The organism is Kitasatospora sp. cg17-2 (genome assembly GCF_054031055.1).
In genome coordinates, this window is record NZ_CM132923.1 from 6,287,279 (window position 1) to 6,313,158 (window position 25,880).

General features: G+C 72.3%; 23 protein-coding genes and 5 tRNA genes. 15 read left to right on the top strand and 13 right to left on the bottom strand.

The annotated features are described in order from the left end of the window. The first annotated feature begins 319 nt into the window (after nucleotides 1–319). A complete protein-coding gene (gene cimA, locus ACW14Y_RS26525; protein ID WP_456983648.1) occupies nucleotides 320–1,936 on the top strand; it encodes a citramalate synthase in 1,617 nt (538 codons plus the stop codon). Between the two features lie 102 nt (nucleotides 1,937–2,038). Here cimA and ACW14Y_RS26530 read toward each other — a convergent pair whose 3' ends face one another. From ACW14Y_RS26530 to ACW14Y_RS26565, 8 genes are all read right to left on the bottom strand, one after another. After that, a complete protein-coding gene (locus ACW14Y_RS26530) occupies nucleotides 2,039–2,623 on the bottom strand; it encodes a GTP-binding protein (RefSeq protein ID WP_266271593.1) in 585 nt (194 codons plus the stop codon). After that, complete coding sequence (locus ACW14Y_RS26535; protein WP_380299301.1) at nucleotides 2,604–3,338, bottom strand: DUF742 domain-containing protein; 735 nt, start codon at nucleotides 3,336–3,338, stop codon at nucleotides 2,604–2,606. Before ACW14Y_RS26535 ends, ACW14Y_RS26530 begins: the two co-directional genes overlap by 20 nt. A 161-nt stretch (nucleotides 3,339–3,499) precedes the next feature. Continuing rightward, on the bottom strand, nucleotides 3,500–3,913 hold the full coding sequence (locus ACW14Y_RS26540) for a roadblock/LC7 domain-containing protein (protein WP_043468791.1): 414 nt from the start codon (nucleotides 3,911–3,913) through the stop codon (nucleotides 3,500–3,502). Between the two features lie 10 nt (nucleotides 3,914–3,923). Continuing rightward, the gene (locus ACW14Y_RS26545; protein WP_380395205.1) at nucleotides 3,924–7,361 is read right to left on the bottom strand and encodes a nitrate- and nitrite sensing domain-containing protein; all 3,438 of its coding nucleotides are present in this window, start codon (nucleotides 7,359–7,361) and stop codon (nucleotides 3,924–3,926) included. Between the two features lie 406 nt (nucleotides 7,362–7,767). After that, a complete protein-coding gene (locus ACW14Y_RS26550) occupies nucleotides 7,768–8,352 on the bottom strand; it encodes a GTP-binding protein (RefSeq protein WP_266271593.1) in 585 nt (194 codons plus the stop codon). After that, a complete protein-coding gene (locus ACW14Y_RS26555; RefSeq protein ID WP_030396694.1) occupies nucleotides 8,333–8,758 on the bottom strand; it encodes a DUF742 domain-containing protein in 426 nt (141 codons plus the stop codon). Before ACW14Y_RS26555 ends, ACW14Y_RS26550 begins: the two co-directional genes overlap by 20 nt. A 161-nt stretch (nucleotides 8,759–8,919) precedes the next feature. After that, the gene (locus ACW14Y_RS26560; RefSeq protein WP_043468791.1) at nucleotides 8,920–9,333 is read right to left on the bottom strand and encodes a roadblock/LC7 domain-containing protein; all 414 of its coding nucleotides are present in this window, start codon (nucleotides 9,331–9,333) and stop codon (nucleotides 8,920–8,922) included. Between the two features lie 10 nt (nucleotides 9,334–9,343). Beyond that, a complete protein-coding gene (locus ACW14Y_RS26565; RefSeq protein ID WP_456983649.1) occupies nucleotides 9,344–13,279 on the bottom strand; it encodes a sensor histidine kinase in 3,936 nt (1,311 codons plus the stop codon). 628 nt (nucleotides 13,280–13,907) lie between these two features. Between ACW14Y_RS26565 and ACW14Y_RS26570 the strand changes: the two genes are divergently transcribed. From ACW14Y_RS26570 to ACW14Y_RS26600, 7 genes are all read left to right on the top strand, one after another. Next, nucleotides 13,908–14,126, top strand: a complete 219-nt coding sequence (locus ACW14Y_RS26570; protein ID WP_380299298.1) for a hypothetical protein — start codon at nucleotides 13,908–13,910, stop codon at nucleotides 14,124–14,126. Between the two features lie 229 nt (nucleotides 14,127–14,355). Beyond that, nucleotides 14,356–15,156, top strand: a complete 801-nt coding sequence (locus ACW14Y_RS26575; protein WP_360019107.1) for a fumarylacetoacetate hydrolase family protein — start codon at nucleotides 14,356–14,358, stop codon at nucleotides 15,154–15,156. Between the two features lie 294 nt (nucleotides 15,157–15,450). Continuing rightward, nucleotides 15,451–15,522, top strand: a tRNA-Gln gene (locus ACW14Y_RS26580). Between the two features lie 39 nt (nucleotides 15,523–15,561). Continuing rightward, a tRNA-Glu gene (locus tag ACW14Y_RS26585) sits at nucleotides 15,562–15,634 on the top strand. A gap of 27 nt (nucleotides 15,635–15,661) precedes the next feature. Then, nucleotides 15,662–15,734: transfer RNA gene (locus ACW14Y_RS26590), tRNA-Glu, on the top strand. A 26-nt stretch (nucleotides 15,735–15,760) separates the two neighbouring features. Continuing rightward, a tRNA-Glu gene (locus tag ACW14Y_RS26595) sits at nucleotides 15,761–15,833 on the top strand. A 48-nt stretch (nucleotides 15,834–15,881) separates the two neighbouring features. Continuing rightward, nucleotides 15,882–15,956 (top strand) — tRNA-Gln (locus ACW14Y_RS26600). Between the two features lie 202 nt (nucleotides 15,957–16,158). Here ACW14Y_RS26600 and ACW14Y_RS26605 read toward each other — a convergent pair. Further along, nucleotides 16,159–16,872, bottom strand: coding sequence for an IclR family transcriptional regulator (locus ACW14Y_RS26605; RefSeq protein WP_030306825.1), 714 nt, complete (start codon nucleotides 16,870–16,872; stop codon nucleotides 16,159–16,161). Between the two features lie 234 nt (nucleotides 16,873–17,106). Here ACW14Y_RS26605 and leuC point away from each other — a divergent pair, with 234 nt between their 5' ends. The 4 genes from leuC (at nucleotide 17,107) to ACW14Y_RS26625 (ending at nucleotide 20,542) form a co-directional block, all read left to right on the top strand. Further along, nucleotides 17,107–18,528, top strand: a complete 1,422-nt coding sequence (gene leuC, locus ACW14Y_RS26610; RefSeq protein ID WP_380299296.1) for a 3-isopropylmalate dehydratase large subunit — start codon at nucleotides 17,107–17,109, stop codon at nucleotides 18,526–18,528. A gap of 5 nt (nucleotides 18,529–18,533) precedes the next feature. Continuing rightward, on the top strand, nucleotides 18,534–19,130 hold the full coding sequence (gene leuD / locus ACW14Y_RS26615; protein WP_380299294.1) for a 3-isopropylmalate dehydratase small subunit: 597 nt from the start codon (nucleotides 18,534–18,536) through the stop codon (nucleotides 19,128–19,130). A gap of 265 nt (nucleotides 19,131–19,395) precedes the next feature. After that, nucleotides 19,396–19,662: an SCO5555 family protein gene (locus tag ACW14Y_RS26620; RefSeq protein WP_455583953.1), complete on the top strand. Its 267-nt coding sequence runs from the start codon at nucleotides 19,396–19,398 to the stop codon at nucleotides 19,660–19,662. Nucleotides 19,663–19,795: 133 nt separating this feature from the next. After that, entirely contained in the window at nucleotides 19,796–20,542 is a 747-nt protein-coding gene (locus ACW14Y_RS26625; RefSeq protein WP_380299292.1) for an HU family DNA-binding protein, read from the top strand. Between the two features lie 187 nt (nucleotides 20,543–20,729). Here ACW14Y_RS26625 and ACW14Y_RS26630 read toward each other — a convergent pair whose 3' ends face one another. Together ACW14Y_RS26630 and cofC are read right to left on the bottom strand one after the other, a co-directional pair. After that, a complete protein-coding gene (locus ACW14Y_RS26630; RefSeq protein ID WP_266271602.1) occupies nucleotides 20,730–20,951 on the bottom strand; it encodes a hypothetical protein in 222 nt (73 codons plus the stop codon). A 40-nt stretch (nucleotides 20,952–20,991) separates the two neighbouring features. Further along, nucleotides 20,992–21,714, bottom strand: a complete 723-nt coding sequence (gene cofC / locus ACW14Y_RS26635) for a 2-phospho-L-lactate guanylyltransferase (RefSeq protein ID WP_380299289.1) — start codon at nucleotides 21,712–21,714, stop codon at nucleotides 20,992–20,994. Between the two features lie 213 nt (nucleotides 21,715–21,927). On the opposite strand from cofC, the gene ACW14Y_RS26640 reads away from it, so the two are divergent. From ACW14Y_RS26640 to ACW14Y_RS26650, 3 genes are all read left to right on the top strand, one after another. Further along, nucleotides 21,928–22,749 carry a lysophospholipid acyltransferase family protein gene (locus tag ACW14Y_RS26640; RefSeq protein WP_380299287.1) on the top strand — a complete coding sequence of 274 codons (822 nt, stop codon included), beginning with the start codon at nucleotides 21,928–21,930 and terminating at the stop codon, nucleotides 22,747–22,749. Then, nucleotides 22,746–23,747 (top strand): NAD(P)H-dependent glycerol-3-phosphate dehydrogenase, encoded by a 1,002-nt coding sequence (locus tag ACW14Y_RS26645; protein WP_266271605.1) that lies wholly within the window; start codon nucleotides 22,746–22,748, stop codon nucleotides 23,745–23,747. The genes ACW14Y_RS26640 and ACW14Y_RS26645 overlap by 4 nt, the downstream gene beginning before the upstream one ends. Nucleotides 23,748–23,848: 101 nt before the next feature. Continuing rightward, a complete protein-coding gene (locus tag ACW14Y_RS26650; RefSeq protein WP_380299285.1) occupies nucleotides 23,849–24,991 on the top strand; it encodes a D-alanine--D-alanine ligase family protein in 1,143 nt (380 codons plus the stop codon). Between the two features lie 78 nt (nucleotides 24,992–25,069). Here ACW14Y_RS26650 and ACW14Y_RS26655 read toward each other — a convergent pair whose 3' ends face one another. Together ACW14Y_RS26655 and ACW14Y_RS26660 are read right to left on the bottom strand one after the other, a co-directional pair. Next, nucleotides 25,070–25,582 (bottom strand): DUF3515 domain-containing protein, encoded by a 513-nt coding sequence (locus ACW14Y_RS26655; RefSeq protein ID WP_380299283.1) that lies wholly within the window; start codon nucleotides 25,580–25,582, stop codon nucleotides 25,070–25,072. A gap of 20 nt (nucleotides 25,583–25,602) precedes the next feature. After that, nucleotides 25,603–25,836, bottom strand: coding sequence for an Lrp/AsnC family transcriptional regulator (locus ACW14Y_RS26660; protein ID WP_380299281.1), 234 nt, complete (start codon nucleotides 25,834–25,836; stop codon nucleotides 25,603–25,605). Nucleotides 25,837–25,880 lie beyond the last annotated feature (44 nt).

Consider the following 25,880-nt stretch of genomic DNA (forward strand, 5'->3'; position numbering starts at 1 on the left):
TACCGAGACGGGCGGGCCGGGGCGCGGACGATGTGCCAGACTGCCGACGTGTCCTCGCTTTCGCTGATTATTAGCAGCAGGCGCGCCGGTCCGCAGTGACCGCTCCCGCACCACCCGATGCGGAGCAGCGACCACCAGCGTCCAGACCCGCGCGCAGACCTCTCGCACCCGCGAGGGGTCTTTTTGTTTCCCCCGGACCGGCCGGAGCCCCCACAAGGGGCCGAGGGACACCGGGCGCGCGCGGGATGCTGGACAGTGGAGCCGGGAATCAGAACCGGCAGAGCAGTAAACCGACCTCCCGGAACGGAGACCCAGGGTCATGACCCAGGCGAGCAACCTCCCCGACGACGCCTTCCACGTCTTCGACACCACCCTGCGCGACGGCGCCCAGCGTGAGGGGATCAACCTCACGGTGGCCGACAAGCTGGCCATCGCCCGGCACCTGGACGAGTTCGGCGTCGGCTTCATCGAGGGCGGCTGGCCCGGAGCCAACCCGCGGGACACCGAGTTCTTCGCCCGCGCCGCCGAGGAACTGGACCTCCGGCACGCCCGGCTGGTCGCCTTCGGCGCCACCCGGCGGGCCGGCGGCAGCGCCGCGGACGACCCGCAGCTCGCCGCCCTGGTCAACTCCGGCGCCCCGGTGATCACGCTGGTCGCCAAGGCCCACGACCGGCACGTCGAACTGGCGCTGCGCACCACCCTGGACGAGAACCTGGAGATGGTCCGCGACAGCGTCGCCCACCTGCGGGCGCAGGGCCGCCGGGTCTTCATCGACTGCGAGCACTTCTTCGACGGCTACCTGGCGAACCGGGACTACGCGCTGGCCGTGGTCCGCACCGCCCACGAGGCCGGCGCCGAGGTGGTGGTGCTCTGCGACACCAACGGCGGGATGCTGCCCTCCGGCGTGCGCGACACCGTCGCCGACGTCCTCGCCGCGACCGGCGCCCGGCTCGGCATCCACGCCCAGGACGACACCGGCTGCGCCGTCGCCAACACCCTGGCCGCGGTCGAGGCCGGCGCCACCCACGTCCAGTGCACCGCCAACGGCTACGGCGAGCGGGTCGGCAACGCCAACCTCTTCCCGGTGGTCGGCGCGCTGGAGCTCAAGTGCGACCGCCGGGTGCTGCCGCCCGGCAGCCTCGCCGAGATGACCCGGATCTCGCACGCGATCGCCGAGCTGGTCAACCTCGCCCCCTCCACCCACCAGCCCTACGTCGGCTTCTCGGCCTTCGCCCACAAGGCCGGACTGCACGCCTCGGCGATCAAGGTCGATCCGGACCTCTACCAGCACATCGACCCGGAGACGGTCGGCAACACCATGCGGATGCTGGTCTCCGACATGGCCGGCCGCGCCTCGGTGGAGCTCAAGGGCAAGGAGCTCGGCTACGACCTCTCCACCGACCGGGACCTGGCGGGCCGGGTGGTGGCCAGGGTCAAGGAGCAGGAGAGCCTCGGCTACACCTACGAGTCCGCCGACGCCTCCTTCGAGCTGCTGCTGCGCGACGAGGTGCGCGGCCGCCGCGAGCGCTACTTCGCCCTGGAGTCCTGGCGCACCATCAGCGAGCAGGGCCCGGGCGGCAGCGCGGGCAACGAGGCGACGGTCAAGCTGTGGGCCAAGGGCGAGCGGATGCTCGCCACCGGCGAGGGCAACGGCCCGGTCGACGCGCTGGACAAGGCGCTGCGCACCGCGCTGGAGCGGATCTACCCGCAGCTGGCCAAGCTGGAGCTGGTGGACTACAAGGTCCGCATCCTGGAGGGCCAGCACGGCACCGGCTCCAAGACCCGGGTGCTGATCGAGACCACCGACGGCACCGCGAGCTGGTCCACGGTCGGGGTGGCCGACAACGTGGTGGCCGCCTCCTGGCTGGGCCTGGAGGACGCCTACACCTACGGCCTGCTGCGGGCCGGACTGGAGCCGGACGCGCCCCAGGGCTGAGGGGCGGTCAGCCCGCCGCGGTGACACGACGGCGCGGCCCGGGGACCGGAGGGTCCGCGGGCCGCGCCGTTCGGCCGTGCGTCGTGGAACGGTGCTCCCGGGTCACCGCAGCCGGGCGAGGAGGGCGTGTTCGACGAGGGTGATGAGGGCGCTCTTGGCGCTGTCGCGGCGTCGGGCGTCGAGGGTGACGACGGGGGTCTCGGTGCTGAGCTGGAGGGCTTCGCGGACTTCGTCGGCGGTGTGGGGCTGGTGTCCGTCGAAGCCGTTGAGGGCGACGACGAAGGGGAGTCCGCTGTTCTCGAAGTAGTCGAGGGCGGGGAAGCAGTCGGCGAGGCGGCGGGTGTCGACGAGGACGACGGCGCCGATGGCTCCGCGGACGAGGTCGTCCCACATGAACCAGAAGCGGTCCTGTCCGGGGGTGCCGAACAGGTAGAGGATGAGGTCCTCGTCGAGGGTGATGCGGCCGAAGTCCATGGCGACGGTGGTGGTCGTCTTGCCGGAGACGTGGCTGAGGTCGTCGATGCCGGCGGAGGCGCTGGTCATGACGGCTTCGGTGCGCAGGGGGTTGATCTCGGAGACGGCGCCGACGAGCGTGGTCTTGCCGACGCCGAAGCCGCCTGCGACGACGATCTTCGCGGAGGTGGTGGCGCGGGTGGGGGCGGCCGCGTTAGAGCTTGCGAAGTCCACTGAGGACCCTTTCGAGCAGCGTGACGTCGGGCTGGTTTCCGGTTTCGCCGCCGGAAGCGGGCTGGTGGATGGCGACCAGGCCGGCCTCGGCCAGGTCGGCCACGAGGATCCGCGCCACTCCCAGGGGAAGGGAGAGCAGCGCCGAGACCTCGGCCACGGACTTCACCTCGGTGCACAGGGTGCAGATCCGCTGGTGCTCCGGCAGCAGGGTGGAGAGTCGCTGCGGATCCACGTCGGCGGAGACGAGCGCCTCCAGGGCGAGCTCGTACCGGGGCCGGGTCCGTCCGCCGGTCATCGCGAACGGGCGGATCAGCGGGCCGCTGTCCGGCTCGTCCTCGTAGTCGTCGTACCCGGACCGGGACGGTCCGCCGGGCTGCTGCCCGGCCGGCTGCCCGGCAGCAGGTCCGCGACCGCGGAGGTGACCGGGCTGCTGCCCGCCCTCCCCGCCCGGATAGCCGGCCGGAGGGGCGTCGTACGAGGGCTGGGGCCGACCGTACTGGTCGTACTGCCCCGGCTGGTACGGCTGGCCGTACGTCGGCCGGCCGTAGGACGGGCCTTGCTGCCGGTCGTCGTGCCGGCTCTGCTGCTGCTGGCCGGGGAGCGGCTGGCCGTACTGCTGACCGTGGCCGCCGACGCCGGGTGTTCCGAAGGCGTCGTGGCCCGTGCCAGGGTACGGAACGCCGTACTGGCCGCTGCGGTCGTCGGGCGGTGTCACGGTTCCTCTCCTCACAAGGTGCGGCGGTGCGGTGCGAGCTCGGGCACGAGTCCTGAGCCAGTGGTGCGAAGGCCGTACAACGTCCGAACCCGAGCCTGCCGAAGCGGGCCCGGGACGGACGTGGAGGTGCTTCGAATACCTGGACGGTATCCGACGAACCGTCAGTGCAGGAGACTGCCCTGGAGTTCTGCGCGGAGCGCGGGGGTGAGGACCGCGCCGGCGCGGTCGACGAGGAGGGCCATCTCGTAGCCGACCAGGCCGATGTCGGAGTCGGGGGCGGCCAGGACGGCGAGGGCGGAGCCGTCGCTGACGGCCATCAGGAAGAGGAAGCCCCGTTCCATCTCGACCACGGTCTGGTTGACCTCGCCGCCCTCGAAGATCCGGCTGGCGCCGGTGGTGAGGGAGGTGAGGCCGGAGGCGACGGCGGCGAGCTGGTCTGCGCGGTCGCGAGGGAAACCCTCCGACATGCACAGCAGGAGGCCGTCCGCGGAGACCACCACCGTGTGCGACACCCCAGGGGTGTTGTCCACGAAATTGGTGATCAGCCAGTTCAGGTTCTGTGCGGCCTGGCTCATCTGACTCAACTCAACGCTCCTGGTGGTTCGAGCCGCCGAAGAGATCGGTGCTGCGATTCTGCTGTCCGTTGCCGGACGGGTCTACCTGATCGGGGTCGATCCGGAAGCTTCCGGTACTGCCGGCGCTGCGGCCCTGCTCGACGCCGCGGCGCAGGTTGGTGAGACGGCCGCGGACCTCCTCGGGCGCGCGGGACACCTGCGGACCGTCCTGCGGGGTGGGCTGGGCGTTGCCCGGCACCAGGTTCTGCTTGGGCACCCGCCGGGGCAGGCCGGCCTGGGTGGTGCCGCCGGAGGAGGGCTCGCGGAGCTTCTCCGCCCGCTGCCAGTCGCCGTCGTTGGGCGACTGCCAGCTCTGGCCGCCGGCCGCGGTCGGGCCGGTGGGCCCGTAGCCGCCGAGGGCGGACACGTCGTGGCTGCCGCGGGGCTCGGCCGGGGCGGCCGAGGTGTCCTTGGCACCGGCGAACCAGTTGGGGGTCTCGCCGCTCTCCTGCGGGCCGGACGGGAACCCGCCGCCGGCCAGCTGCTGGCCGGGGCGGCGCTGCGGCAGCCCGGACGGCAGGGTGGCCGAGCCGTTGTCGGCCGCGGCCGGGAGGGCCGGCTGCTCCGGGGCGTACGGGTGGCCCGCGGGGGCCTCCTCGGCCCGGTCGCCGTAGGTCTCCCCGGCGTAGCCGCCCTGGCCGTACTCGTCCTGCCGGCCGTACTGGTCGTAGCCCTGCTGCGGGTACTGGCCGTACCCGTCCTGCTGGCCGTAACCGTCCTGCTGGTAGCCGTCCTGCTGGCCGTACCCGTCCTGCTGGTGGCCGGCGTCCTGGCCGTACTCGTCCTGCTGGTAGCCGTACTGGTCGTCGGCGTAGCCGGACTGCTCGTAGCCCTGCTGCGGGTACTGCGCGTCCTGGCCGTAGTCCTCGTCGTTGCGACGGCCGTACGCCGGGTACTCGTCCTCGACCTCGGCGTCCAGCACCGGCCGGTCGCCCTCCGGGCCGGACTCCAGCGCGGCGCGGCGGACCTGGTCCAGGCGCTGCGAGCGCTGGACGGCCTCCAGGGCCGGGCTGAAGCCGCTGGAACCGGTGCCGTTGTGGCCGGTGAGGTGGTCGTCGAAGCCGAGTTCGGCGGCGCTGCGGGCCTGGCCCCGGTCGGGGGCCCACTCGGCGGCCGGCTCCTGCTCGGCGAAGATCCGGGAGACGGTGAACTGCTCCTCGGGCTCCGGCGCCGCGGCCATCTGGGTCAGGAACGGCGGCAGCATGACCAGCGAGGTGGTGCCCGCGGACTCGCCGGAGGGGCGGAGCTGGACGCGGACGTCGTGCCGCTGGGACAGCCGGCCGACCACGAACAGGCCCATGCGGCGCGAGATCGTGGCGTCCACCGTGGGCGGCTCGGCCAGCTTCTCGTTGATCTCCGCGAAGTCCTCGGCGGTGAGGCCGATGCCCTTGTCGTGGATCTCGACCAGTACCCGGCCGTCCGGCAGGCGGGTCGCGTTGACCAGCACCCGGGTCTGCGGGCTGGAGAAGGTGGTGGCGTTCTCCAGCAGCTCGGCGAGCAGGTGGACGAGGTCGGTCACGGCGGCGCCGACGACCTCGGCCTCGGGGATGCCGGCGAGCTCGACGCGCTCGTACTGCTCCACCTCGGAGGCGGCGGCGCGCAGCACGTCGACCAGCGGGACCGGGGTGTTCCAGCGGCGGCCGGCCTCCTCGCCCGCGAGGACGAGCAGGTTCTCACCGTTGCGGCGCATTCGGGTCGCGAGGTGGTCCAGCTTGAAGAGGTTCTCCAGCTGGTCCGGGTCGGCCTCGTTGTTCTCCAGGTCCGTGATCAGCGCCAGCTGGCGCTGGATGAGGCTCTGGCTGCGGCGCGACAGGTTGGTGAAGATCGCGTTGACGTTGCCTCGCAGCAGGGCCTGCTCGGCGGCGAGTGCGACCGCCTGCCGGTGGACCTGGTCGAAGGCCCGGGCGACCTCGCCGATCTCGTCCTTGCCGTACAGCGGGATCGGGGTGACGTTGGTGTCCACCCGCTCCGGGTCGGTCTTGGAGAGCTTCTCGACCAGGTCGGGAAGGCGATGGTCGGCGATGTCGAGCGCGGCGCTGCGCAGGGTGCGCATGCCGAGGATCATCGAGCGGGCCACGTAGCCGGTGAGCACACCGGCGAGGATCAGCGCGACGATGACGATCAGCGAGTTGAGGATGGCGTCGAAGCGCGCGTTGTCGCGCAGGTTGGCGGCATCGTCGAGCACGTCGTCCAGCAGCACGACCTCGGTCGCGCGGAGGCTGGAGATGTGGGTGTTGGCGGCCTGGTTCCAGTTCTCCGGCGTCAGGCCGGACTCCTTGGCCTCCTTGTACGCGCGGTCGGCGGCCTCGCGGCCCTGCGACTGCCCGTTGGCGGCGGCCTGGGTGTAGGCGGCACCGATGTTGAGCAGACCGCCCATGGTCGGGGCGCTGCCGTTGGGCATCCGGTACGCGGTCCGCTGGTCGGCGTTGGCCTGGGCGACCTGGGCGTCGGCGTACTTCTTGGCGTCCTCGGGGGCGCTGCCGGTGTTGAACTCGGAGAGCGCGGTCTGCTCCAGGCGCTGGGCGACCAGCAGCTGCTGGATGAGGTCGACGTTCTCGTAGCGCGTGGTCTTCTGGGCGGCGATGCCGACCAGGAGCTGCAGCATCAGGGCGCGCTGGGTCGAGGCGGAGGCCTTGGCCAGCGACATCGCGTAGATCGAGCGGCCCTTGCTGGTGAGGTTGCTGGAGCCGAGGCCGACCGAGTTGTCGTAGGCGAGCAGCGGGGCGAACATCACCGAGTAGGCGCTGACGGTCGCGGAGGCGAACAGCGTGTCGCTGTAGGCGGTGGCGCGCAGCTGGGGCAGGAAGACGACCATCTGCTGGAACGCGTCGTGGCGCCGGGGGAGCTCGCCGGACTTGTCGCTCGCCTCGTAGGCCGCGTTGTACGCCTTGAGGGCGGCGTCGGTGGTCGAGCGCGCCTTGGTGACGTCGTTGTTCGGGTCCTGCTTGGTGATCAGGGGTATGAGCGTCTTGTCGCGCTCGCTCTCCAGTGCCTCGGAGAGCTCGGTGGCGGCCTTGGCGAGGGCCGCGGTGCGCTGGGCGCGGTCGGCCTTGACGAAGCCGTCGATCGAGGTGTTGACGCGGAGGCCGCCGAAGACCAGGGCGATGATGACCGGGATCAGCAGAATCGCGATCAGACGGGCCGGCACGCGCCAGTTGCGCGGGCGCACGAAGTCGTACCGGCTGCTCTTCGGTTCGGTGCCGTCCGTGCCCTGGCCACTGCCCGACCCGAGGACCGGGGCGCCCGTGGGGCGGTCCTTCCCGGTGCCGGGCGGCTGCGGTGACGGGGCGGCCTGGGGCCGCTCCTCGGTCGGGGTGAACGCCGAGAACCCGCCCGGGGCCGTGCCGTTCGGCTCGCTCTGGCGGGGCTCGGAGCGCCGCTGCGGGGCGACCTGCTGCTTACGCCTCACTCGACAACTACCTCTCGGCCGCTAGGGCGGCCATGGATCAATCCAGCGCTACCCCCGGTGGCCGCGCGTTCCGGGGAGCGGAACGACAGCCGTACGGGATCCAGGGGTAGCTGGAATTTCAGCACGTGCAGGGATGGGGGACAAACAGCTGCTGGTGGGCGCTGTGTGCGGTGCAATTTAGGACATTCGCCGACAACTTGGAGCAAAACTGTGGTCTTCTGGCGCTGAGCGACGCTGATTCGCTACAAACAGTCATTGTTGATCACGAAATGCCTACCGAACTGTTATCCGCTGCTTATGCGAGGGTCTTGCGCGCGGCGCCCGGACGACACCTCTCCGCAAGCGAACGCGCCCCGGCACCCCGTCGGTGCGACGGGGTGCCGGGGCCGCCGACCTGGGACTCCGCTCAGCGGAGCCGGGCGAGGAGGGCGTGTTCGACGAGGGTGATGAGGGCGCTCTTGGCGCTGTCGCGGCGTCGGGCGTCGAGGGTGACGACGGGGGTCTCGGTGCTGAGCTGGAGGGCTTCGCGGACTTCGTCGGCGGTGTGGGGCTGGTGTCCGTCGAAGCCGTTGAGGGCGACGACGAAGGGGAGTCCGCTGTTCTCGAAGTAGTCGAGGGCGGGGAAGCAGTCGGCGAGGCGGCGGGTGTCGACGAGGACGACGGCGCCGATGGCTCCGCGGACGAGGTCGTCCCACATGAACCAGAAGCGGTCCTGTCCGGGGGTGCCGAACAGGTAGAGGATGAGGTCCTCGTCGAGGGTGATGCGGCCGAAGTCCATGGCGACGGTGGTGGTCGTCTTGCCGGAGACGTGGCTGAGGTCGTCGATGCCGGCGGAGGCGCTGGTCATGACGGCTTCGGTGCGCAGGGGGTTGATCTCGGAGACGGCGCCGACGAGCGTGGTCTTGCCGACGCCGAAGCCGCCTGCGACGACGATCTTCGCGGAGGTGGTGGCGCGGGTGGGGGCGGCCGCGTTAGAGCTTGCGAAGTCCACTGAGGACCCTTTCGAGCAGCGTGACGTCGGGCGTTCCGCCCGACTCGCCCGCGGCGGCGGGCTGGTGGATGGCGACGAGACCGGCCTCGGCCAGGTCGGCCACGAGGATCCGGGCGACACCGAGCGGGACACCGGCGAGCGCGGAGATCTCCGCGATGGACTTGACCTCTCGGCAGAGGTTGACGATCCGGGCGTGCTCGGGCAGCAGGCCACCGGTCCGCTCGGCGGAGCCGGTGGTCGAGATCAGGGCCTCGATCGCGAGCTGGTAGCGCGGCCGGGTGCGGCCACCGGTCATCGCGTACGGGCGGACCAGCGGCTGCTGCTCGTAGCCGTCGGACTGCTGCCCGCCGTAGCCGCTGCCGTACCCGTTGCCGTACGAGCCGGCGGGATTCGAAGGCGGGGTCATGGGTCCTCCTTGTGCTGCAGCCTGGGGCAGCCGGTTCCAGCTGGGGCGATGCCAGCTGAGGCGAAATCAGCTGCCTGAGGGTAGCTGAGGGCGGGACGCCGGGTCCGGTCGGGTCGGACCCGGCGGGGAGGTGGGACGGTGGAAGTACCGCTCAGGGCGACTCAGTGCAGGAGACTGCCCTGGAGTTCTGCGCGGAGTGCGGGGGTGAGGACCGCGCCGGCGCGGTCGACGAGGAGGGCCATCTCGTAGCCGACCAGGCCGATGTCGGAGTCGGGGGCGGCCAGGACGGCGAGGGCGGAGCCGTCGCTGACGGCCATCAGGAAGAGGAAGCCCCGTTCCATCTCGACCACGGTCTGGTTGACCTCGCCGCCCTCGAAGATCCGGCTGGCGCCGGTGGTGAGGGAGGTGAGGCCGGAGGCGACGGCGGCGAGCTGGTCCGCGCGGTCGCGGGGGAAACCCTCCGACATGCACAGCAGGAGGCCGTCCGCGGAGACCACCACCGTGTGCGACACCCCGGGGGTGTTGTCCACGAAATTGGTGATCAGCCAGTTCAGGTTCTGTGCGGCCTGGCTCATCTGATTCAACTCAACGCTCCTGATGATCTGCGGCGTTGCCGTCGTTCCGGCCCCCGAAGCTATCGAATCCGGGCTGCTGGGCACCATGGTGGGAACCGGCCGGGTTGGCCGGAGGCTGGCCCGCGGCCTGCTCGGCACCGGCCCGGCGGCCCTGCTGGATGCCGCGGCGCAGGTTGGTCAGGCGGCCGCGGACCTCCTCGGGCGCGCGGGACACCTGCGGACCCGTCATCGGGGACGACTCGGCGGTCCCGGAGACCAGGTTGGCCTGCGGGGTGCGCCGGGGGAGACCCGACATGGTGACCCCGCTGGTCGAGGGCTCGCGGACCTGCTCGGCCCGGCGCCAGCGCTCGTCGTTGGCGGACGGGCGCCACGGGGCCTCGTCGGGCAGCTGCTGGCCGGGCGCCTGCTGCTGGGCCTCCCGCTGGGGGGCCTGCTGCTCGGGCCGCGACTGCGGAGCCTGGGCCTGCGGTGCCTGCTGCTGCGGTGCCTGTCGCTGGGGCTGCTGCTGCGGGGCCTGGGCCTGCGGCTGCCGCTGCGGTGCCTGCTGCTGCGGGCCCTGCGGTCGCTGCGGCCGGCCCTGCGGGGCCTGTCGCTGACCGTCCTGCGCCGGGAAGCCCGGGGCCGTGGTGCCGGGACGGCGCGGCTGGTAGGCCTGCTCGCCCGGACGGCCCTCCTCGCGGTACCAGCCCTGCTCGGCCGGCGCCCCGCCCTCGGACGGGCCGGACGGCAGCGCTATCGGCTCCTGCCGCACGGGCGGCTGCGGGGCCTGCTGCTGCGGGGCCTGCGGCTGCTGGACGTTCCGCTCCGGACGGGCCGGGTTCGGCACGGTCGGCAGCACCGGCTCCACCAGGCCGAGGCCCAGCGGGTCGCGCGGGTCGATGTCACTGGCCTCGAACCGGGGCCGGGCGAGCTGCTGGGTGCTCTCCATCGAGGAGGCGTCGGCCGCCGGCAGCGGCTGGGGCTGCGGGGCCTGCGGCAGCGGCTGCTGCTGGCCCGGCTGCGGACGGTTGCCCTGGACGGGCTGCTGCGGACGGCCGCCCTGACCCTGCTGCGGACGGCCGCCCTGACCCTGCTGCGGGCCCTGGGGGCCCTGCGGCGGCCGGCCCTGCGGACCGGGACGGCCCTGGCCGGGGCGCTGGCGCTGCGGCAGTCCGTCCTGCGGACGCTCGCCCGGGCGGGCACCCTGCGGTGCCGGCGCGCCGGGGCGGCCCGACTGGTCGGCCCAGCCGTGCTGCGGCTGATCGCCGCCGCGGGCGGCGGGGGCGCCGGCGCCCTGCGGACGCTCCTGGCCGGGGCGGCGTGCCCCCGGACCGCTCTGCTGCGGGCCGCCCTGCTGGGGGCCGTTCTGCTGGGGGCCGTTCTGCTGCGGACCCTGGGGGCCGCCGGGCTGCCGGTCGCGTCGGGGCAGGCCACCGGGGGCACCCTGCTGCGGCGGGCCCTGCCGGCCCGGGGAGCGCTGCGGGAGGCCGCCCTGCTGGTTCGGGCCACCCTGCTGCGGCGGGGCCTGTCGGCCCGGGGAGCGCTGCGGGAGGCCGCCCTGCTGGTTCGACGCCTGCTGGTTGGGGCCCTGCTGGTTCGGCGTACCCGGACGACCGGCCTGCGGCGGGTTCTCCCGCAGCGACTGGCCGATCTGGCGGGTCGGCAGACCGCCGGCGGGGGCGCCCGGGGCACCCTGGCCGCCGGACGGGCCGGGGCCGCCCTGGCCGAGCTGCGGCCGGCCCTGCGGGGCACCGCCCGCCGGAGCCTGGCCGAGCGCGGCCCGGTCGCCGCCGCGGCCGCCCTGGCCGGCCGGCATCTGGCGCTGTTGGCGCGGCGTCGGGGCGGCCCCGCGCTGCTGCTTGGGCTGCTGCTGGCCGCCGCCGGGGCGACCGGCGCCGCGACGGTCGGCGGAGTTGGTGACGTCCACCGGGAGCATGACCAGCGCGGTGGTGCCACCGGAGTCGCTGGGACGCAGCTGGATGCGGATGCCGTGTCGCAGGGACAGGCGGCCGACCACGAAGAGGCCCATGCGGCGGGAGACGGAGACGTCCACCGTCGGCGGGTTGGCGAGGCGCTCGTTGATGTCGGCGAGGTCGTCCGGGCTCAGACCGATACCGGTGTCGTGGATCTCGACCAGCACCCGGCCGTCCGGCAGGGCGTGGCCGGTGACCCGGACGCGGGTCTGCGGGCTGGAGAACGAGGTGGCGTTCTCCAGCAGCTCGGCGAGCAGGTGGACGAGGTCGTTGACGACGCGGCCGGCGACCTCGGCCGACGGCACGGCGGCGAGTTCGATGCGCTCGTACTGCTCCACCTCGGAGGCGGCGGCGCGGAGCACGTCGACCAGCGGGACGGGGCGGGTCCAGCGGCGGCCCGGGTCCTCACCGGCGAGGACGAGGAGGTTTTCGCCGTTGCGGCGCATACGGGTCGCGAGGTGGTCCAGCTTGAAGAGGTTGGCCAGCTGGTCCGGGTCCGCCTCGCGGCTCTCCAGCTCGGAGATGAGCGACAGCTGGCGCTGGATGAGGCCCTGGCTGCGGCGCGAGAGGTTGGTGAACATCGCGTTGATGTTGCCGCGGAGGAGGGCCTGCTCGGCGGCGAGGCGGACGGCCTCGCTGTGCACCATGTCGAAGGCGTGGGCCACGTGGCCGATCTCGTCCGCCGAGTCGACGCCGACCGGTTCGACGGCGACGTCGACGTCGTGCGGGTCGGTCTCGGAGAGCGTCTTGACCAGCTCGGGCAGTCGCCGCTCGGCGACGTCCTCGGCCGCGGCCTGGAGGCGGGTCAGCGAGCGCACCATCGAGCGGGCGATCAGACCGGCGCCACCGAGGGCGACGAGCAGCACCAGCGCGACGGCGGCACCGATGATCAGGGCCTCGGTGTCGGCCTGGGACTGGAGCTCCTGGGCCTTTCCGTCGAGGTCCTCGATGAGCTTGGACTCGATCCGGCGCTCGGCGGCGATCTTGGCGGTGGACTGCTCGTACCAGTCCTTGTAGCTGACGACCTCGCTCTGGTGGATACCGCTCTGCTGCAGGATCGACCGGGCGTAGCGGTCGGCCGCGGCGACGACCGAGTTGTAGCTCAGCTGGCCGCGCAGGTTGTCCAGGTCGTGCGAGGTGTAGATGTTGTTGAAGCCGGTCAGCGCGTTGTCGTAGGACGACTTCAACCGGATGCCGAAGGACTCGTCGCTCAGGCTGAGGTCCGGGCCGCCCGGGTTGGCGAGCGCGGCGCTGATCAGCGCGCGCTGCTGCGAGGTGGAGTTCTTGGCGAGCGAGAACTGCTGCAGGGCACGGGTCGCGCGGACCAGCTCGCGGTTGTTGGACGCGAGCGCGATGTCCTGGGTGATCGACAGCAGGTCGCGGATGATCACGTCGTAGGCGGTGATCGTCGCCTGGATGTTCTGGTTGTTCTGGTACGGGTTGCCACGCGCGTCGGAGACCGAGTTCAGGTCCTTGCGGATCTGGAAGAGCAGGGCCTTTCCGCCGGAGAGTTCGAGGTTCTCGAACTTGTCCGCGGACGCGGTGAAGGTGCGGCTGAGGTCGTCGGTGACCTTGCGGGCGGCGACGATGTCGTCGTCCAGCGGCGCGTTGGGCTTGTTGGTCATCGGCCCCGCGCTGACGTCCCGCTCGTTCTGCAGGGCGTTGGCGAGGTCGGTCGCCTTCTTGGCCAGGTCGGAGAGGTTGGCCATCTGGGCCAGCTGCTGCGACGTTTCGAGCGAGGTCTGGATGCGCAGGCCACCGAGGACCAGCGCGACCATGACCGGCAGCGCGAGCAGCGCGATCAGCTTGCTGCGGATGCGCCAGTTGCGCATGGCGAGCCGGCTCATGCCCTTGGCCCGGCGGCGGGTCAGCGAGGAGCGGAGCTTGCCCCGGGTCGACTTCCGCTCGGCACCCTCGTCCTCGGGTCGTCCGATCACGTCGGGCGTCGGTTCGGCCGGACCGCCGGGGGCCGCCGCCGGCTGGGGGGCTGCCACCGGCTCACGCGACTCAGGGTCACCCGCGCCGCCGCTACCCCTTTTGAAACGTCCCTGCACTGGCGTCGCAACCTCTGGACCGGGCGTCCCGCCGCGTCGCCGCAGCCTGGACGGTGTGGAGTTTCCATCCGCACCCCGGCCGGTCCGGGAGAGCGGGCACCGGGGTGGAGTACTCCCTACCCACGGTCCGTGGCATTCCAGCACAGCCGGGGAATCCCAACAAGGGCGAGCGGGGCACATCGGACGGCACTACCCACCGCGCGCGGAATCTCACGGTCTGTACGGCAACCGGACCTGAATACCGCCTTTTTCGGACACTCGTCAGATACATGCCAAGCAGCGGCGAGATCAACCTGATGCGCGGCGCTTCGGGTATGACCGATATATCCGATATGCCGGTAAAAACTGATGCAGCGACATGTCGGATATAGGCATTATGTTCCGTGATTTGTGACGAAAATCACAGATGAATGTGTAGCTTTGGTCACGGTGCCTGTGGAAAGAGATCCGTAACCTTGCGGTATCCGGAGCACGGCCCCGAATCAGCCTGCCCAGAATCCTCCCGAATCACTCAGGCCGGGGCCGATCGCGGTCGGTCGCCCGGCCACGACCTTGAGGTGCTGACGAGATGTCCCAGGCGAAGAAGGCCGCCGAGTCCACGCTGTCCGCCAACTCCACCGCGAACCCGCGCCGGACGACGCTGGCCTCGGTCGAGGACTTCGGCCAGATCCCCGGCGCCCGCCGGCCGGAGGCCGTGACCTACCCGACCGACCTGCCGACCTCCACCGCCAACCCGCGCCGTACCCGGCTGATGGTCGCTCCGGTGGTGAACGTCCCGCAGGACTGAAGCGTTCCGCATACGCCCCGAAGGGCCCCGCCACCCCGGTGGCGGGGCCCTTCGCGTACCCGGGCGCCCGCGCCGGCCTCCGGACACCCGGGCCGGTGGAGGGGCCGGTCCGGGGCCCGCGCGATAGCCTGGGCGGCGATTGAGCGGGGCCGGGACCGATGGCGGGACCGGCCTCCACCAGCGCCCGGGCGCGCCCCGGGCGGCCGACGACGCGAGGGGTGCCCGAGCCGTGCGCATTGCCAGGTTTTCCGTCCGGGAAGGGAGTCCTGCCGCCGGCAGCGTCTCCTTCGGTGTGGTCGAGGGGGACCCGGCGCGGCCCGAGTCGCTGGTGGTCCACGGGCTGGCGGGCCATCCGTTCGGCCAGCCCCGGCCGACCGGTGAGAGCTACCGCTTCCAGGACGTCCGGCTGCTGAGCCCGATCCTGCCCAACAAGATCGTCGCGGTCGGCCGCAACTACGCCGCGCACGCCGCCGAACTGGGCAACGCCGTCCCGGACGTCCCGCTCACCTTCTTCAAGCCCTCCACCTCGGTGATCGGCCCGACCGAGAACATCGCCTACCCGCCGTTCTCCTCGGACGTCCAGCACGAGGCGGAACTGGCCGTGGTGATCGGCCGGATGTGCCGCGAGGTGCCGCTGGAGCGGGTCCCCGAGGTGATCCTCGGCTACACCTGCGCCAACGACGTCACCGCCCGCGACGTCCAGCAGCGCGAGGGCCAGTGGGCCCGCGCCAAGGGCTTCGACACCGCCTGCCCGCTCGGCCCCTGGATCGAGACCGACCTCGACCCGTCCGACCTCGCCGTCACCTGCACGGTGAACGGCGAGCTCCGGCAGACCGGCCGCACCTCCCTGATGGTCCGCTCGGTCGCCGAGCTGATCGTCCACATCTCCGAGGCCATGACGCTGCTGCCCGGCGACGTCGTCCTCACCGGCACCCCCGCCGGCGTGGGTCCGATCCAGGTCGGCGACGAGGTCGCGGTCACCGTCGAGGGCATCGGCACCCTCGCCAACAAGGTGGTCAAGCGCGGCTAGGGCCCGTCCTGGCGAGGAGCTGCGGCCCGACCGCGGCAGCGCTCCGACCGGCCGCCGGACACCGGCGGCGCCCCCGCGGGCCCGGCCTCGGTGCCGGGCCCGCGGCGCCCCCGGAGGTCACCGGACGGCCCCCTTCCCGCTGCCTGGGGTTATCGATTTTGGAGCCGGGGCGGACGTCGGGTAATGTTCTTTCTGCGCCGCCCGGGAGGGCAACGACGAGGGAGTCAAAGCCCCCGCCGGAGCCGAGCGGGAGGCGCAAGCCCGAGAGGATCCCCGACAGGGGTTCAACTCTGGTGGGGTATGGTGTAATTGGCAGCACGAGTGATTCTGGTTCATTTAGTCTAGGTTCGAGTCCTGGTACCCCAGCGCAGTACCCGCGGTCCACACCGCGACAAGTGAAGACAAGCCCCCGTTGTGTAGCGGCCTAGCACGCTGCCCTCTCACGGCAGTAGCGCCGGTTCGAATCCGGTCGGGGGTACTGGTCCCGCAAGGGACCGCCTGGAAAGCCCCCGTTGTGTAGCGGCCTAGCACGCTGCCCTCTCACGGCAGTAGCGCCGGTTCGAATCCGGTCGGGGGTACTGATTCCGCAAGGAATCGCCAGGATGCCCCCGTTGTGTAGCGGCCTAGCACGCTGCCCTCTCACGGCAGTAGCGCCGGTTCGAATCCGGTCGGGGGTACTGAAGCAGGAAGCCGATGGGGTTGCTCATCGGCTGATTGCTTTGTGTTGGGGTATGGTGTAATTGGCAGCACGAGTGATTCTGGTTCATTTAGTCTAGGTTCGAGTCCTGGTACCCCAGCCAGAAAAGAAAGGCCCCGGTTCCCGGGGTCTTTTTTGATTTCCCGGCCCGCCGGGAATCCACCGGGAATCCCTCGGGAGCCCCGCCCGAAGGGCCCCGCTCGACAGCGAGCGGGGCCCTTCACGGTTCTTCGGCGGGGGAGTGGGGGAGTGGGGAGTGCGGGGGAATCCGGGGAAGGCGTGGGGGTGGGTGGGGGACGGGCGGGTCAGCTGCGGCGCAGGGCCTCGGTGAGGCGGTTGGCGGCCTCGATGATGGCCTGGGCGTGCAGCCGCCCGGGGTGGCGGGTCAGGCGCTCGATCGGCCCGGAGACCGAGACGGCGGCCACGACGCGGTTGGAGGGGCCCCGGACCGGCGCGGAGACGGAGGCGACGCCCGGCTCCCGCTCGCCGATCGACTGGGCCCAGCCGCGCCGCCGGACCCCGCTCAGCGCGGTGGCGGTGAACCGGGCGCCCTGGAGGCCCCGGTGCAGCCGCTCGGGCTCCTCCCAGGCCAGCAGGACCTGGGCGGCCGAGCCGGCCTTCATCGGCAGGGTGCTGCCGACCGGGACGGTGTCCCGCAGACCGGAGAGCCGCTCGGCGGCCGCGACGCAGATCCGCATCTCGCCCTGCCGGCGGTAGAGCTGTGCGCTCTCGCCGGTGACGTCGCGCAGATGGGTCAGGACCGGGCCCGCGGTGGCGAGCAGCCGGTCCTCGCCCGCCGCGGCGGAGAGTTCGGACAGGCGCGGGCCGAGGATGAACCGGCCCTGCATGTCCCTGGTGACCAGACGGTGGTGTTCGAGTGCGACGGCGAGTCTGTGGGCCGTGGGGCGCGCCAGACCGGTGGCGGCGACCAGCCCCGCCAACGTGGCGGGGCCCGACTCCAGTGCGCTCAGCACCAGAGCGGCCTTGTCGAGCACGCCGACGCCGCTAGAGTTGTCCATGCGCTAAGACTGCAGTCTCATTCCGCGAGACGCAAGTTCAATCTTCTGCGAAAAGCGCCACTCTGGATGCAGCAGCCCGGGAGACATCCAGGATGCGACCCCGCCGAGGTGTCCGCATCGTGGACACCGATCCGGTGTGCAGGTCGCTCGTCGCGTGCCGCACCACCGGGCCGCGACAGCTTTGACCTCGACGACACGAGAAGGCCGGCAACGCGGCCGGCTGGAGGGAATCCGATGGGACGGACACTCGCAGAGAAGGTCTGGGACGACCACGTCGTGCGGCGCGCGGAGGGCGAGCCCGACCTGCTCTTCATCGACCTGCACCTGCTCCACGAGGTGACCAGCCCGCAGGCCTTCGACGGCCTCCGGCTGGCCGGGCGCACGGTCCGCCGCACCGATCTCACGATCGCCACCGAGGACCACAACACCCCGACCCTGGACATCGACAAGCCGATCGCCGACCCGGTCTCCAGGGTCCAGCTGGAGACCCTGCGCAAGAACGCGGCCGAGTTCGGCGTCCGGATCCACTCCCTCGGCGACATCGAGCAGGGCGTCGTGCACGTCGTCGGCCCCCAGCTGGGCCTCACCCAGCCCGGTACGACCGTGGTCTGTGGCGATTCCCACACCTCCACCCACGGCGCTTTCGGCGCGCTGGCGTTCGGCATCGGCACCAGCCAGGTCGAGCACGTGCTCGCCACCCAGACGCTGCCGCTGGCCCCGTTCCGGACCATGGCGATCACCGTCGAGGGCGAACTGCCCGAGGGCGTCACCGCCAAGGACCTCATCCTGGCGATCATCACCCGGATCGGCACCGGCGGCGGCCAGGGCTACGTCCTGGAGTACCGGGGTTCGGCGATCCGCGGCCTCTCCATGGAGGCCCGGATGACCATCTGCAACATGTCCATCGAGGCGGGCGCCCGGGCCGGCATGATCGCCCCGGACGAGACCACCTTCGCCTACCTGAAGGGCCGCCCGCACGCCCCGCAGGGCGAGGACTGGGACGCCGCCGTCGAGTACTGGCGGACCCTGGGCACCGACGAGGACGCGGTCTTCGACCACGAGATCTTCATCGACGCCGCCGAGCTGACCCCCTTCGTCACCTGGGGCACCAACCCCGGCCAGGGCGCCCCGCTGGGCGCCTCGGTGCCGGACCCGGCCTCCTTCGCCGACCCGCAGGAGCGGATCGCCGCCGAGAACGCCCTCGCCTACATGGGGCTGGAGGCCGGCACCCCGCTGCGCGAGGTCGCGGTCGACGCGGTCTTCGTCGGCTCCTGCACCAACGGCCGGATCGAGGACCTGCGCGCCGCCGCCGACCTGCTGCGCGGCCGCCGGATCGCCGACGGCGTGCGGATGCTGGTCGTCCCCGGCTCCGTCCGGGTCGCCCTCCAGGCCGTCGAGGAGGGCCTGGACAAGGTGTTCACCGCGGCCGGCGCCGAATGGCGGCACGCGGGTTGCTCGATGTGCCTGGGGATGAACCCGGACCAGCTCGCCCCCGGCGAGCGCTGCGCCTCGACCTCGAACCGCAACTTCGAGGGCCGCCAGGGCAAGGGCGGCCGCACCCACCTGGTCTCGCCCCAGGTCGCCGCCGCGACCGCCGTCCTGGGCCGCCTGGCGGCCCCCGCCGATCTGGTGGCCGCCGCCGCCGTGGAGGTCTGAGCAGCATGGAGAAGTTCACCACCCACACCGGGCGGGCCGTGCCGCTGCGCCGCAGCAACGTCGACACGGACCAGATCATCCCCGCCCATTGGCTGAAGAAGGTCACCCGTTCCGGTTTCGAGGACGGCCTGTTCGAGGCCTGGCGCCGGGACGAGTCGTTCATCCTCAACCGGCCCGAGCGGCAGGGTGCCACGGTCCTGGTGGCCGGCCCCGAGTTCGGCACCGGCTCCTCCCGCGAGCACGCCGTCTGGGCCCTGCAGAACTACGGTTTCCACGCCGTGATCTCCTCCCGCTTCGCCGACATCTTCCGCGGCAACTCGCTGAAGAACGGCCTGCTCACCGTGGTCCTCCCGCAGGAGACCGTGGAGCGGCTCTGGGAGCTGACCGAGGCGGACCCGACCGCCCCCGTCACCGTCGACCTGGAGGCCCGCGAGGTGCGGGCCGAGGGCATCACCGCGCCGTTCGAACTGGACGACAACCTCCGTTGGCGGCTGCTCAACGGCCTGGACGACATCAGCATCACGCTGCGGAACGAGGCCGACATCGCGGCCTTCGAGGCGAGCCGTCCCGCGTTCAAGCCACGCACCCTCCCGGTGGCCTGACCGCCCGTTCTGAACAAGCATTCTGACGATCCGCCGGATGGCCCGCCTCCCCCCTCGGGGGGGCGGGCCATCCGCCGTTCCGGGGCGGAAGTTGTGCCCGTCCGCGGGGCCCGGATTGACGATTCGGTTTTGCGGCGGAGGGGCCCGCGCATGCACAACTGCGCGTAGATGGCACAATCAGTGCATGCACCGGCACCATGAACCTCCGTACGCGGGTGGCGAACCCGCGTCACCGGAGTCCATGGGCCGGGGATCCGAACGCCGAATTGACGATCGGCCGGACGCTGCCACCTCAGCTGCTGAGGGGCCGGACGACCCGGAAGTCGCAGCGCTCTTCGCGCTTGTGGCCGAGCGGTTGAAGCAAGCTCACGACCGCGTGCATGCGCTGAACGTGTCTGCCGATGCAAAGACCGCTCTCACCCGTCAACTGCTCATCGTCACCGAGACCGCCAAGCGCGATCTTCCGGGGGCGGCGCGGCGGTTGAGTCGCTTTGTGCAGGACCTCGACGAGGGGCGCCCGCCCGTCGTCTGAGGTCGCCGACGCGCAAATCCATTGCGACACTAGGGTGATTCGCGCGTTTGGTAATTGAAAGTCCGCAGATACATACCTAACGTGCGAAATGAACGGATGGAATCATCCGGCGCCCGTTTCTGAAGGGGAAGACGTGAACAAGGCTCAGCTTGTCGAAGCGGTGGCCGAGCAGCTGGGCGGTCGCAAGGCTGCCGCAGAGGCCGTCGACGCAGTGCTCGACACCATGGTGCGCGCCGTCGTGGCCGGCGACCGTGTTTCGGTCACCGGTTTCGGCACCTTTGAGAAGGTGGAGCGCTCCGCGCGCTTCGCCCGCAACCCGCAGACCGGCGAGAAGGTCAAGGTCAAGAAGACCTCCGTGCCGCGCTTCCGCCCGGGCCAGGGCTTCAAGGACCTGGTCAGCGGCGCCAAGAAGCTGCCGAAGGAAGGCCCCTCGGTGAAGAAGGCGCCCAAGGGCTCCCTCACCCCGGGCAAGAGCGGTGTCGCCGCCACCCCGGCCGCCAAGCGTGCCGCCACCAAGCGCGCCGCCACGGCCGCTGCCGCCGCCGCTGCCGCCACCCCGGCGAAGAAGGCCGCTGCCAAGAAGACGGCCACCAAGGCGACCGCCACCAAGGCGACCGCGACCAAGGCCGCCGCCACCAAGACGGCCGCCACCAAGAAGACGGCCGCCGTCAAGAAGGCGACCACCACCGCCGCCGCGAAGAAGACCACCGCGACCGCGACCAAGAAGACGGCCGCCGCCGCCAAGAAGGCGACCACCACCGCCGCCGCGAAGAAGACCACCGCGACCGCCAAGAAGGCGACCGCCACGGCCAAGAAGACGGCGCCGGCGAAGAAGACCGCCACCCGCAAGACCACCGCGCGCAAGACCACCGCCAAGTAGTCGGTGCGCGTCGCCGTCGGACGGCCTTCGCGAGCCGTGGCGCCGCCCTCCTCCGGGAATTCCCGGCAGGGTGGTGCCACGGCTTATCGCTTTTCCGGGATTTCCCCCCGTGAGCGGGGCTCCCGGTGGCTCCGCGGCTCCTGAGGGAGCCGCCGCCCCGGTCGGCCCGAGGGGTGAGCCCGAGGGGTCAGTCCGAGGCCGGGTCCGGGAAGGTCTGCAGCGTCAGGAAGACCACCCGCCGGGCGTCACCGGCGCCCTCGGTGCGGATCCGCACCCGCTGGCCCGGGCGCAGCAGGCGCAGCCCGCCGGCGTCGAAGGCGGCCGTGTCGAACGGCACCGGGGTCCCGTCGTCGAGCAGCACGGAGCCGGCCCGGGTGGCGGGGTCGTAGGTGAACGCGGTGGCCTGCATGCCAGCAGCATAGCGAGGGGCACCGACAGCCCCCGGTGCCCTAGCCGGGCAGCGCTGTGCCGGACTGCCGGCGCTCCCGCGGCAGGTACCCGAGCAGGGTGGCCAGGGCGAGGGTGCGCGGACCGACGCCGAGCGCCAGCGCCTCGGCCAGGTCCTCACCGGTGTCGACGTCCCTGCGGACCGACTCCACGCCGGACAGCCGGAGTTCGCGGGCCCCGCCGGCCGCGTGCCGGGCGCGCGAGCCGTCCCCGAACGCGGGGTCGAGCGGACTGCCCGGGGCGCAGGCCAGCAGGGTGGTGCCCAGCCCGGGCGCGTCCGGCAGGAAGGCCCGGCCGGTCGCCGGGACGGCGGCCAGCACCCGGCCCAGCTCGGCCGGGCGCAGGGCCGGCAGGTCCGCCGAGAGGGCGGCCAGCGGCGCGTGGGGCGCGAGGGCCAGCGCGGCCGCCGCGCCGTGCGCCAGCGCCTCGTTGAGGCCCTCGCCGGGTTCGTCGTCGACCACCAGGGCGCCGAGCGCGGCCAGCCGCGCCCCGGCCCCGGCGTCCCGGGTGACCACCAGCACCCGGCCGGTCCCCGGTGCGGCCAGCGCGGCCGCGACGGTGTCCAGGGCGAACGAGAGTGCGAGGTCGGGGCGGTGCGGGCCGGCGAACGGGGCCAGCCGGGACTTGGCCCCGGCGAGCCGCTTGAGCGGCACGACCAGCGACCAGTCGGCGGCGGGTGCGGCGGGCGCGACGGGCCTGCCGGGGCGTACGGTGTCCTGGGTCATCGGCGTCATTCTGTCGCCGGTCCCGGAGCCCTCGCCAGGCCGTCCGAGCTGTGCGGACGTGCGTTTGATCACGCCCGCCGGACGTCCGGGCGGGGTTGCTCGACAGCCGGCGAGCGGTCGGGCGACACTGTTCCGCGCCCGTGCCCCGAGAGGGCGGCGGAAGCGAGATCGACCGCGGCACCCCACGTGCCGCACGAATGAGGAGGACCTGGGGTGGCCCGCCGCTCGTACGCCAGCTTCGGCAACGCCGACTACGGCTTCTGGTACCGCTTCGCGGCCGTGCTGGTGAAGCCGGTGAACACCGCGCTGGTCAAGCCCGACTGGCGGGGCTGGGAGCACCTGCCCGAGCGGGGCGGCTTCATCGCCGCGGTCAACCACAACTCGATCATCGACCCGGTCGTGTACGCGCACTGGCAGTACAACAGCGGGCGGCCGCCCCGGATCCTCGGCAAGTCCTCGCTGTTCTCGATCCCGTTCATCGGGTTCATGCTCCGCAAGACCGGCCAGATCCCGGTGTTCCGCGAGTCGACCGACGCGGCGCAGGCCTTCCGGTCCGCCATCGACGCGGTCAACAGCGGCCAGTGCGTGCAGTTCTACCCGGAGGGCACGCTCACCCGGGATCCGGACCTGTGGCCGATGACCGGCAAGAGCGGCGTCGCCCGGGTGGCGCTGATGACCGGCGCGCCGGTCATCCCGGTGGCCCACTGGGGCGCGCACGAGATCATCCCGCCGTACGGCCGGGGCGGGGCGGGGCGGAGCCGGTTCAACCTGTTCCCGCGCCACCGGGTGGTCGTGGCGGCCGGACCGGCCGTCGACCTGAGCAAGTACCAGGGCCAGGAGCTGACCGCCCAGGTGCTCAGGGACGCCACCGAGGACATCATGACGGCGATCACCGCCGTGCTGGCCGACATCCGGGGCGAGGAACCGCCCGCGGAGCGGTACGACATGCGGGAAGCGGCCCGGCTGCGGGCCGCCGCCGCGGCCCGCCGTGAGGGCGGCCGTGGCACCGACGAAGCAGGGGAGGAAGCCAAGTGACCCGCTGCGCCGTGTTCGGCACCGGTTCCTGGGGCACCGCGTTCGCGATGATCCTCGCGGACGCCGGGTGCGAGGTGACCCTCTGGGGCCGCCGCCAGGAGTTGGCGGACGCCGTCAACGCCACCCACACCAACCCGGACTACCTGCCCGGGGTCCGGCTGCCGGACACCGTCCGGGCCACCACCGACCCCGCCGAGGCGCTGGCCGGCGCGGACTTCGCGGTGCTGGTGGTGCCCTCGCAGACGCTGCGCGAGAACCTCGCCGCCTGGGCGCCGCTGCTGGAGCCGCAGACCGTCCTGGTCAGCCTGATGAAGGGCATCGAGCTCGGCACCGCGAAGCGGATGAGCGAGGTCATCGGTGAGGTCGCCGGGGTCGGCCCGGAGCGGATCGCCGTGGTCAGCGGGCCCAACCTGGCCCGGGAGATCGCCAACCGGCAGCCCGCGGCCAGTGTGGTGGCCTGTACCGACGAGGCGGTCGCCAAGCGGCTCCAGGCGGCCTGCCACACGCCGTACTTCCGGCCGTACACCAACACCGACGTGATCGGCTGCGAGCTGGGCGGCGCGGTGAAGAACGTGATCGGCCTGGCGGTCGGCATGGCCAACGGCATGGGGCTCGGCGACAACACCAAGGCGACCCTGATCACCCGCGGGCTGGCCGAGACCACCCGGCTGGGGCTGGCGCTCGGCGCGGACGCGCACACCTTCGCCGGGCTCGCCGGCATGGGCGACCTGGTGGCCACCTGCTCCTCGCCGCTCTCCCGCAACAACACCTTCGGCACCAACCTGGGCCGGGGGATGTCGCTCGCGGAGACCATCGCGGCCACCCGGCAGACTGCGGAGGGCGTCAAGTCCTGCGAGTCGGTGCTCGACCTGGCCCGGCGCAGCGGCGTCGACATGCCGATCGTCGAGGCGGTGGTGGACGTCGTGCACAACGGGCGGCCCACCCAGGAGGCGCTGCGGGCGCTGATGTCCCGCTCGGCCAAGCCCGAACGGCGCTGACGGTCCGGTGTCCGCCCCGCTGCCCGGCGGGGCGGCGGACCGGGCCCGGGTCGGGTCGGTCACTGTCCCGAAACCCGCCTCGGGGTACCCTCTGTCGCGATATGAGCATCGAACAGACCTCCCAGAACCCGTCCGCGAAGCCGCGGGTCGCCGTCGTGTTCGGCGGCCGCAGCTCCGAGCACGCCATCTCGGTCTCCACCGCGGGCAGCGTGCTGAGGGCGATCGACCGCGACAAGTACGAGGTGCTGCCGATCGGCATCACCCACGAGGGCCGCTGGGCGCTGGCCAGCGACGAGCCGGCCCGGATGGCGATCACCGACGGCCGGCTGCCGGACGTCGAGCACGTCGCCGAGTCCACCGAGGGCCGGGTCGCGCTGCCGGTCGACCCCGGCAGCCGCGAGGTGGTCTGGAGCGAGCCCGGTGCCGCCCCCAAGGCGCTCGGCGAGGTGGACGTGGTCTTCCCGCTGCTGCACGGCCCGTGGGGCGAGGACGGCACGCTGCAGGGCCTGCTGGAGCTCTCCGGTGTGCCGTACGTCGGCAACGGCGTGCTGGCCAGCGCGGCGGGCATGGACAAGGAGTTCACCAAGCGCCTGCTGGCCTCGCACGGCCTCGGCGTCGGGCGGTACACCGTGGTCCGGCCGCGCGAGTGGGAGACCGAGGAGGGCCGGGCCGCCGTCCGCGAGCGCGCCGCCGGCCTCGGCCTGCCGCTGTTCGTGAAGCCCTGCCGGGCCGGCTCCAGCATCGGCATCAGCAAGGTCAAGGACCTCTCCGACCTCGACGCCGCGATCGAGGAGGCGCGCCGCCACGACCCCAAGCTGATCATCGAGGCGGGTGTCTCCGGCCGTGAGCTGGAGTGCGCGGTGCTGGAGTTCGAGGACGGCCCGCGGGCGAGCGTCCCGGCCGAGGTCCTGGTCGGCGGCGGCTACGAGTTCTACGACTTCGAGGCCAAGTACATCGACTCCTCCGAGGTCCGGATCCCGGCCGAGCTCACCGAGGGGGAGACCGCCGCGATCCGCCGCCAGGCGATCGAGGCCTTCGAGGCGCTCGGCTGCGAGGGCCTGGCCCGGGTGGACTTCTTCCTGCTGGACGACGGCAGCTGGATGGTCAACGAGGTCAACACCATGCCCGGCTTCACCCCGATCTCGGCCTACCCGAAGATGTGGGAGGCCAGCGGGATGTCGTACCCGGAGCTGGTGGACCGGCTGCTGGAGGCGGCGCTGCGCCGCTCGACCGGCCTGCGGTAACCGCGCCGACGTGTGAGGGGGCGGTCCCGGGTTCCGGGGCCGCCCTCGCGCGTGCCGGTCGGGGCCGGTCCTGTCCGGTCAGGGGATGTTGGCGGCGACCACGGGGGAGAGCGCGGCGACCACGTCCATCGGGTTGGCGAACGAGCCCTTGGGCACGGTGAGCTCCACGTACGCCTTGCGCATCGTGACGGTGTAGCGGTAGCCGCCGTCCCCCAACTCCTGCGGCCACCAGGTGACGTCGTCGATCATCGGCGAGACGTCCAGGGCGGCCGGGCCGTTCAGGGCCTCGGGCCGGTCCACGCCGCAGCGCAGCACCACCCTCGGCGAGCTGGCCCAGGCGGCCACGAACGGCGAGGCGGGGGTCGGGTCCTTGCGGGGGTGGCCGTACAGCTCCTGGGGGAGCGCGTCGGCGAGGGCCCGGCAGTAGCCGGCGGCCTTGGGGGCGGGGGTCGGCGTCTCGATCTTCTCTGGCGTGCTCCAGCTGCCGACCAGCACCACGACGGTGCAGGTGAGCGCGGTCGGCACCGCCAGCCACCGAACGGGGGCCGGCAGTGCCGCCAGGAAGCGGGGGGCGCGGAGTTCTCGGGTCACCCGCCGATGGTATGCGGGTCCTACAGGTGGACGACGGGACAGGTCAGGGTGCGGGTGATGCCCTCGACCTGCTGGACCCTGGCGACGACCAGACGGCCCAGGTCGTCCACGGTGTCGGCCTCGGCCCGGACGATCACGTCGTACGGTCCGGTGACGTCCTCGGCCTGCAGGACGCCGGGGATCTTGGCGATGGACTCGGCGACGGCGCTGGCCTTGCCGACCTCGGTCTGAATCAGGATGTAGGCCTGTACCACGGGGACCTCCGGGCGGCTGGGTACGGGGATCGCGGCCGTGCGGA

Coding starts and splice junctions, on each gene's coding strand:
- cimA (WP_456983648.1), top strand. CDS start 320: ATGACCCAGGCGAGCAACCTCCCCGACGACGCCTTCCACGTCTTCGAC.
- ACW14Y_RS26540 (WP_043468791.1), bottom strand. CDS start 3,913: ATGAGCCAGGCCGCACAGAACCTGAACTGGCTGATCACCAATTTCGTG.
- ACW14Y_RS26555 (WP_030396694.1), bottom strand. CDS start 8,758: ATGACCCCGCCTTCGAATCCCGCCGGCTCGTACGGCAACGGGTACGGC.
- ACW14Y_RS26560 (WP_043468791.1), bottom strand. CDS start 9,333: ATGAGCCAGGCCGCACAGAACCTGAACTGGCTGATCACCAATTTCGTG.
- ACW14Y_RS26570 (WP_380299298.1), top strand. CDS start 13,908: ATGTCCCAGGCGAAGAAGGCCGCCGAGTCCACGCTGTCCGCCAACTCC.
- ACW14Y_RS26605 (WP_030306825.1), bottom strand. CDS start 16,872: ATGGACAACTCTAGCGGCGTCGGCGTGCTCGACAAGGCCGCTCTGGTG.
- leuC (WP_380299296.1), top strand. CDS start 17,107: ATGGGACGGACACTCGCAGAGAAGGTCTGGGACGACCACGTCGTGCGG.
- leuD (WP_380299294.1), top strand. CDS start 18,534: ATGGAGAAGTTCACCACCCACACCGGGCGGGCCGTGCCGCTGCGCCGC.
- ACW14Y_RS26630 (WP_266271602.1), bottom strand. CDS start 20,951: ATGCAGGCCACCGCGTTCACCTACGACCCCGCCACCCGGGCCGGCTCC.
- cofC (WP_380299289.1), bottom strand. CDS start 21,714: ATGACCCAGGACACCGTACGCCCCGGCAGGCCCGTCGCGCCCGCCGCA.
- ACW14Y_RS26650 (WP_380299285.1), top strand. CDS start 23,849: ATGAGCATCGAACAGACCTCCCAGAACCCGTCCGCGAAGCCGCGGGTC.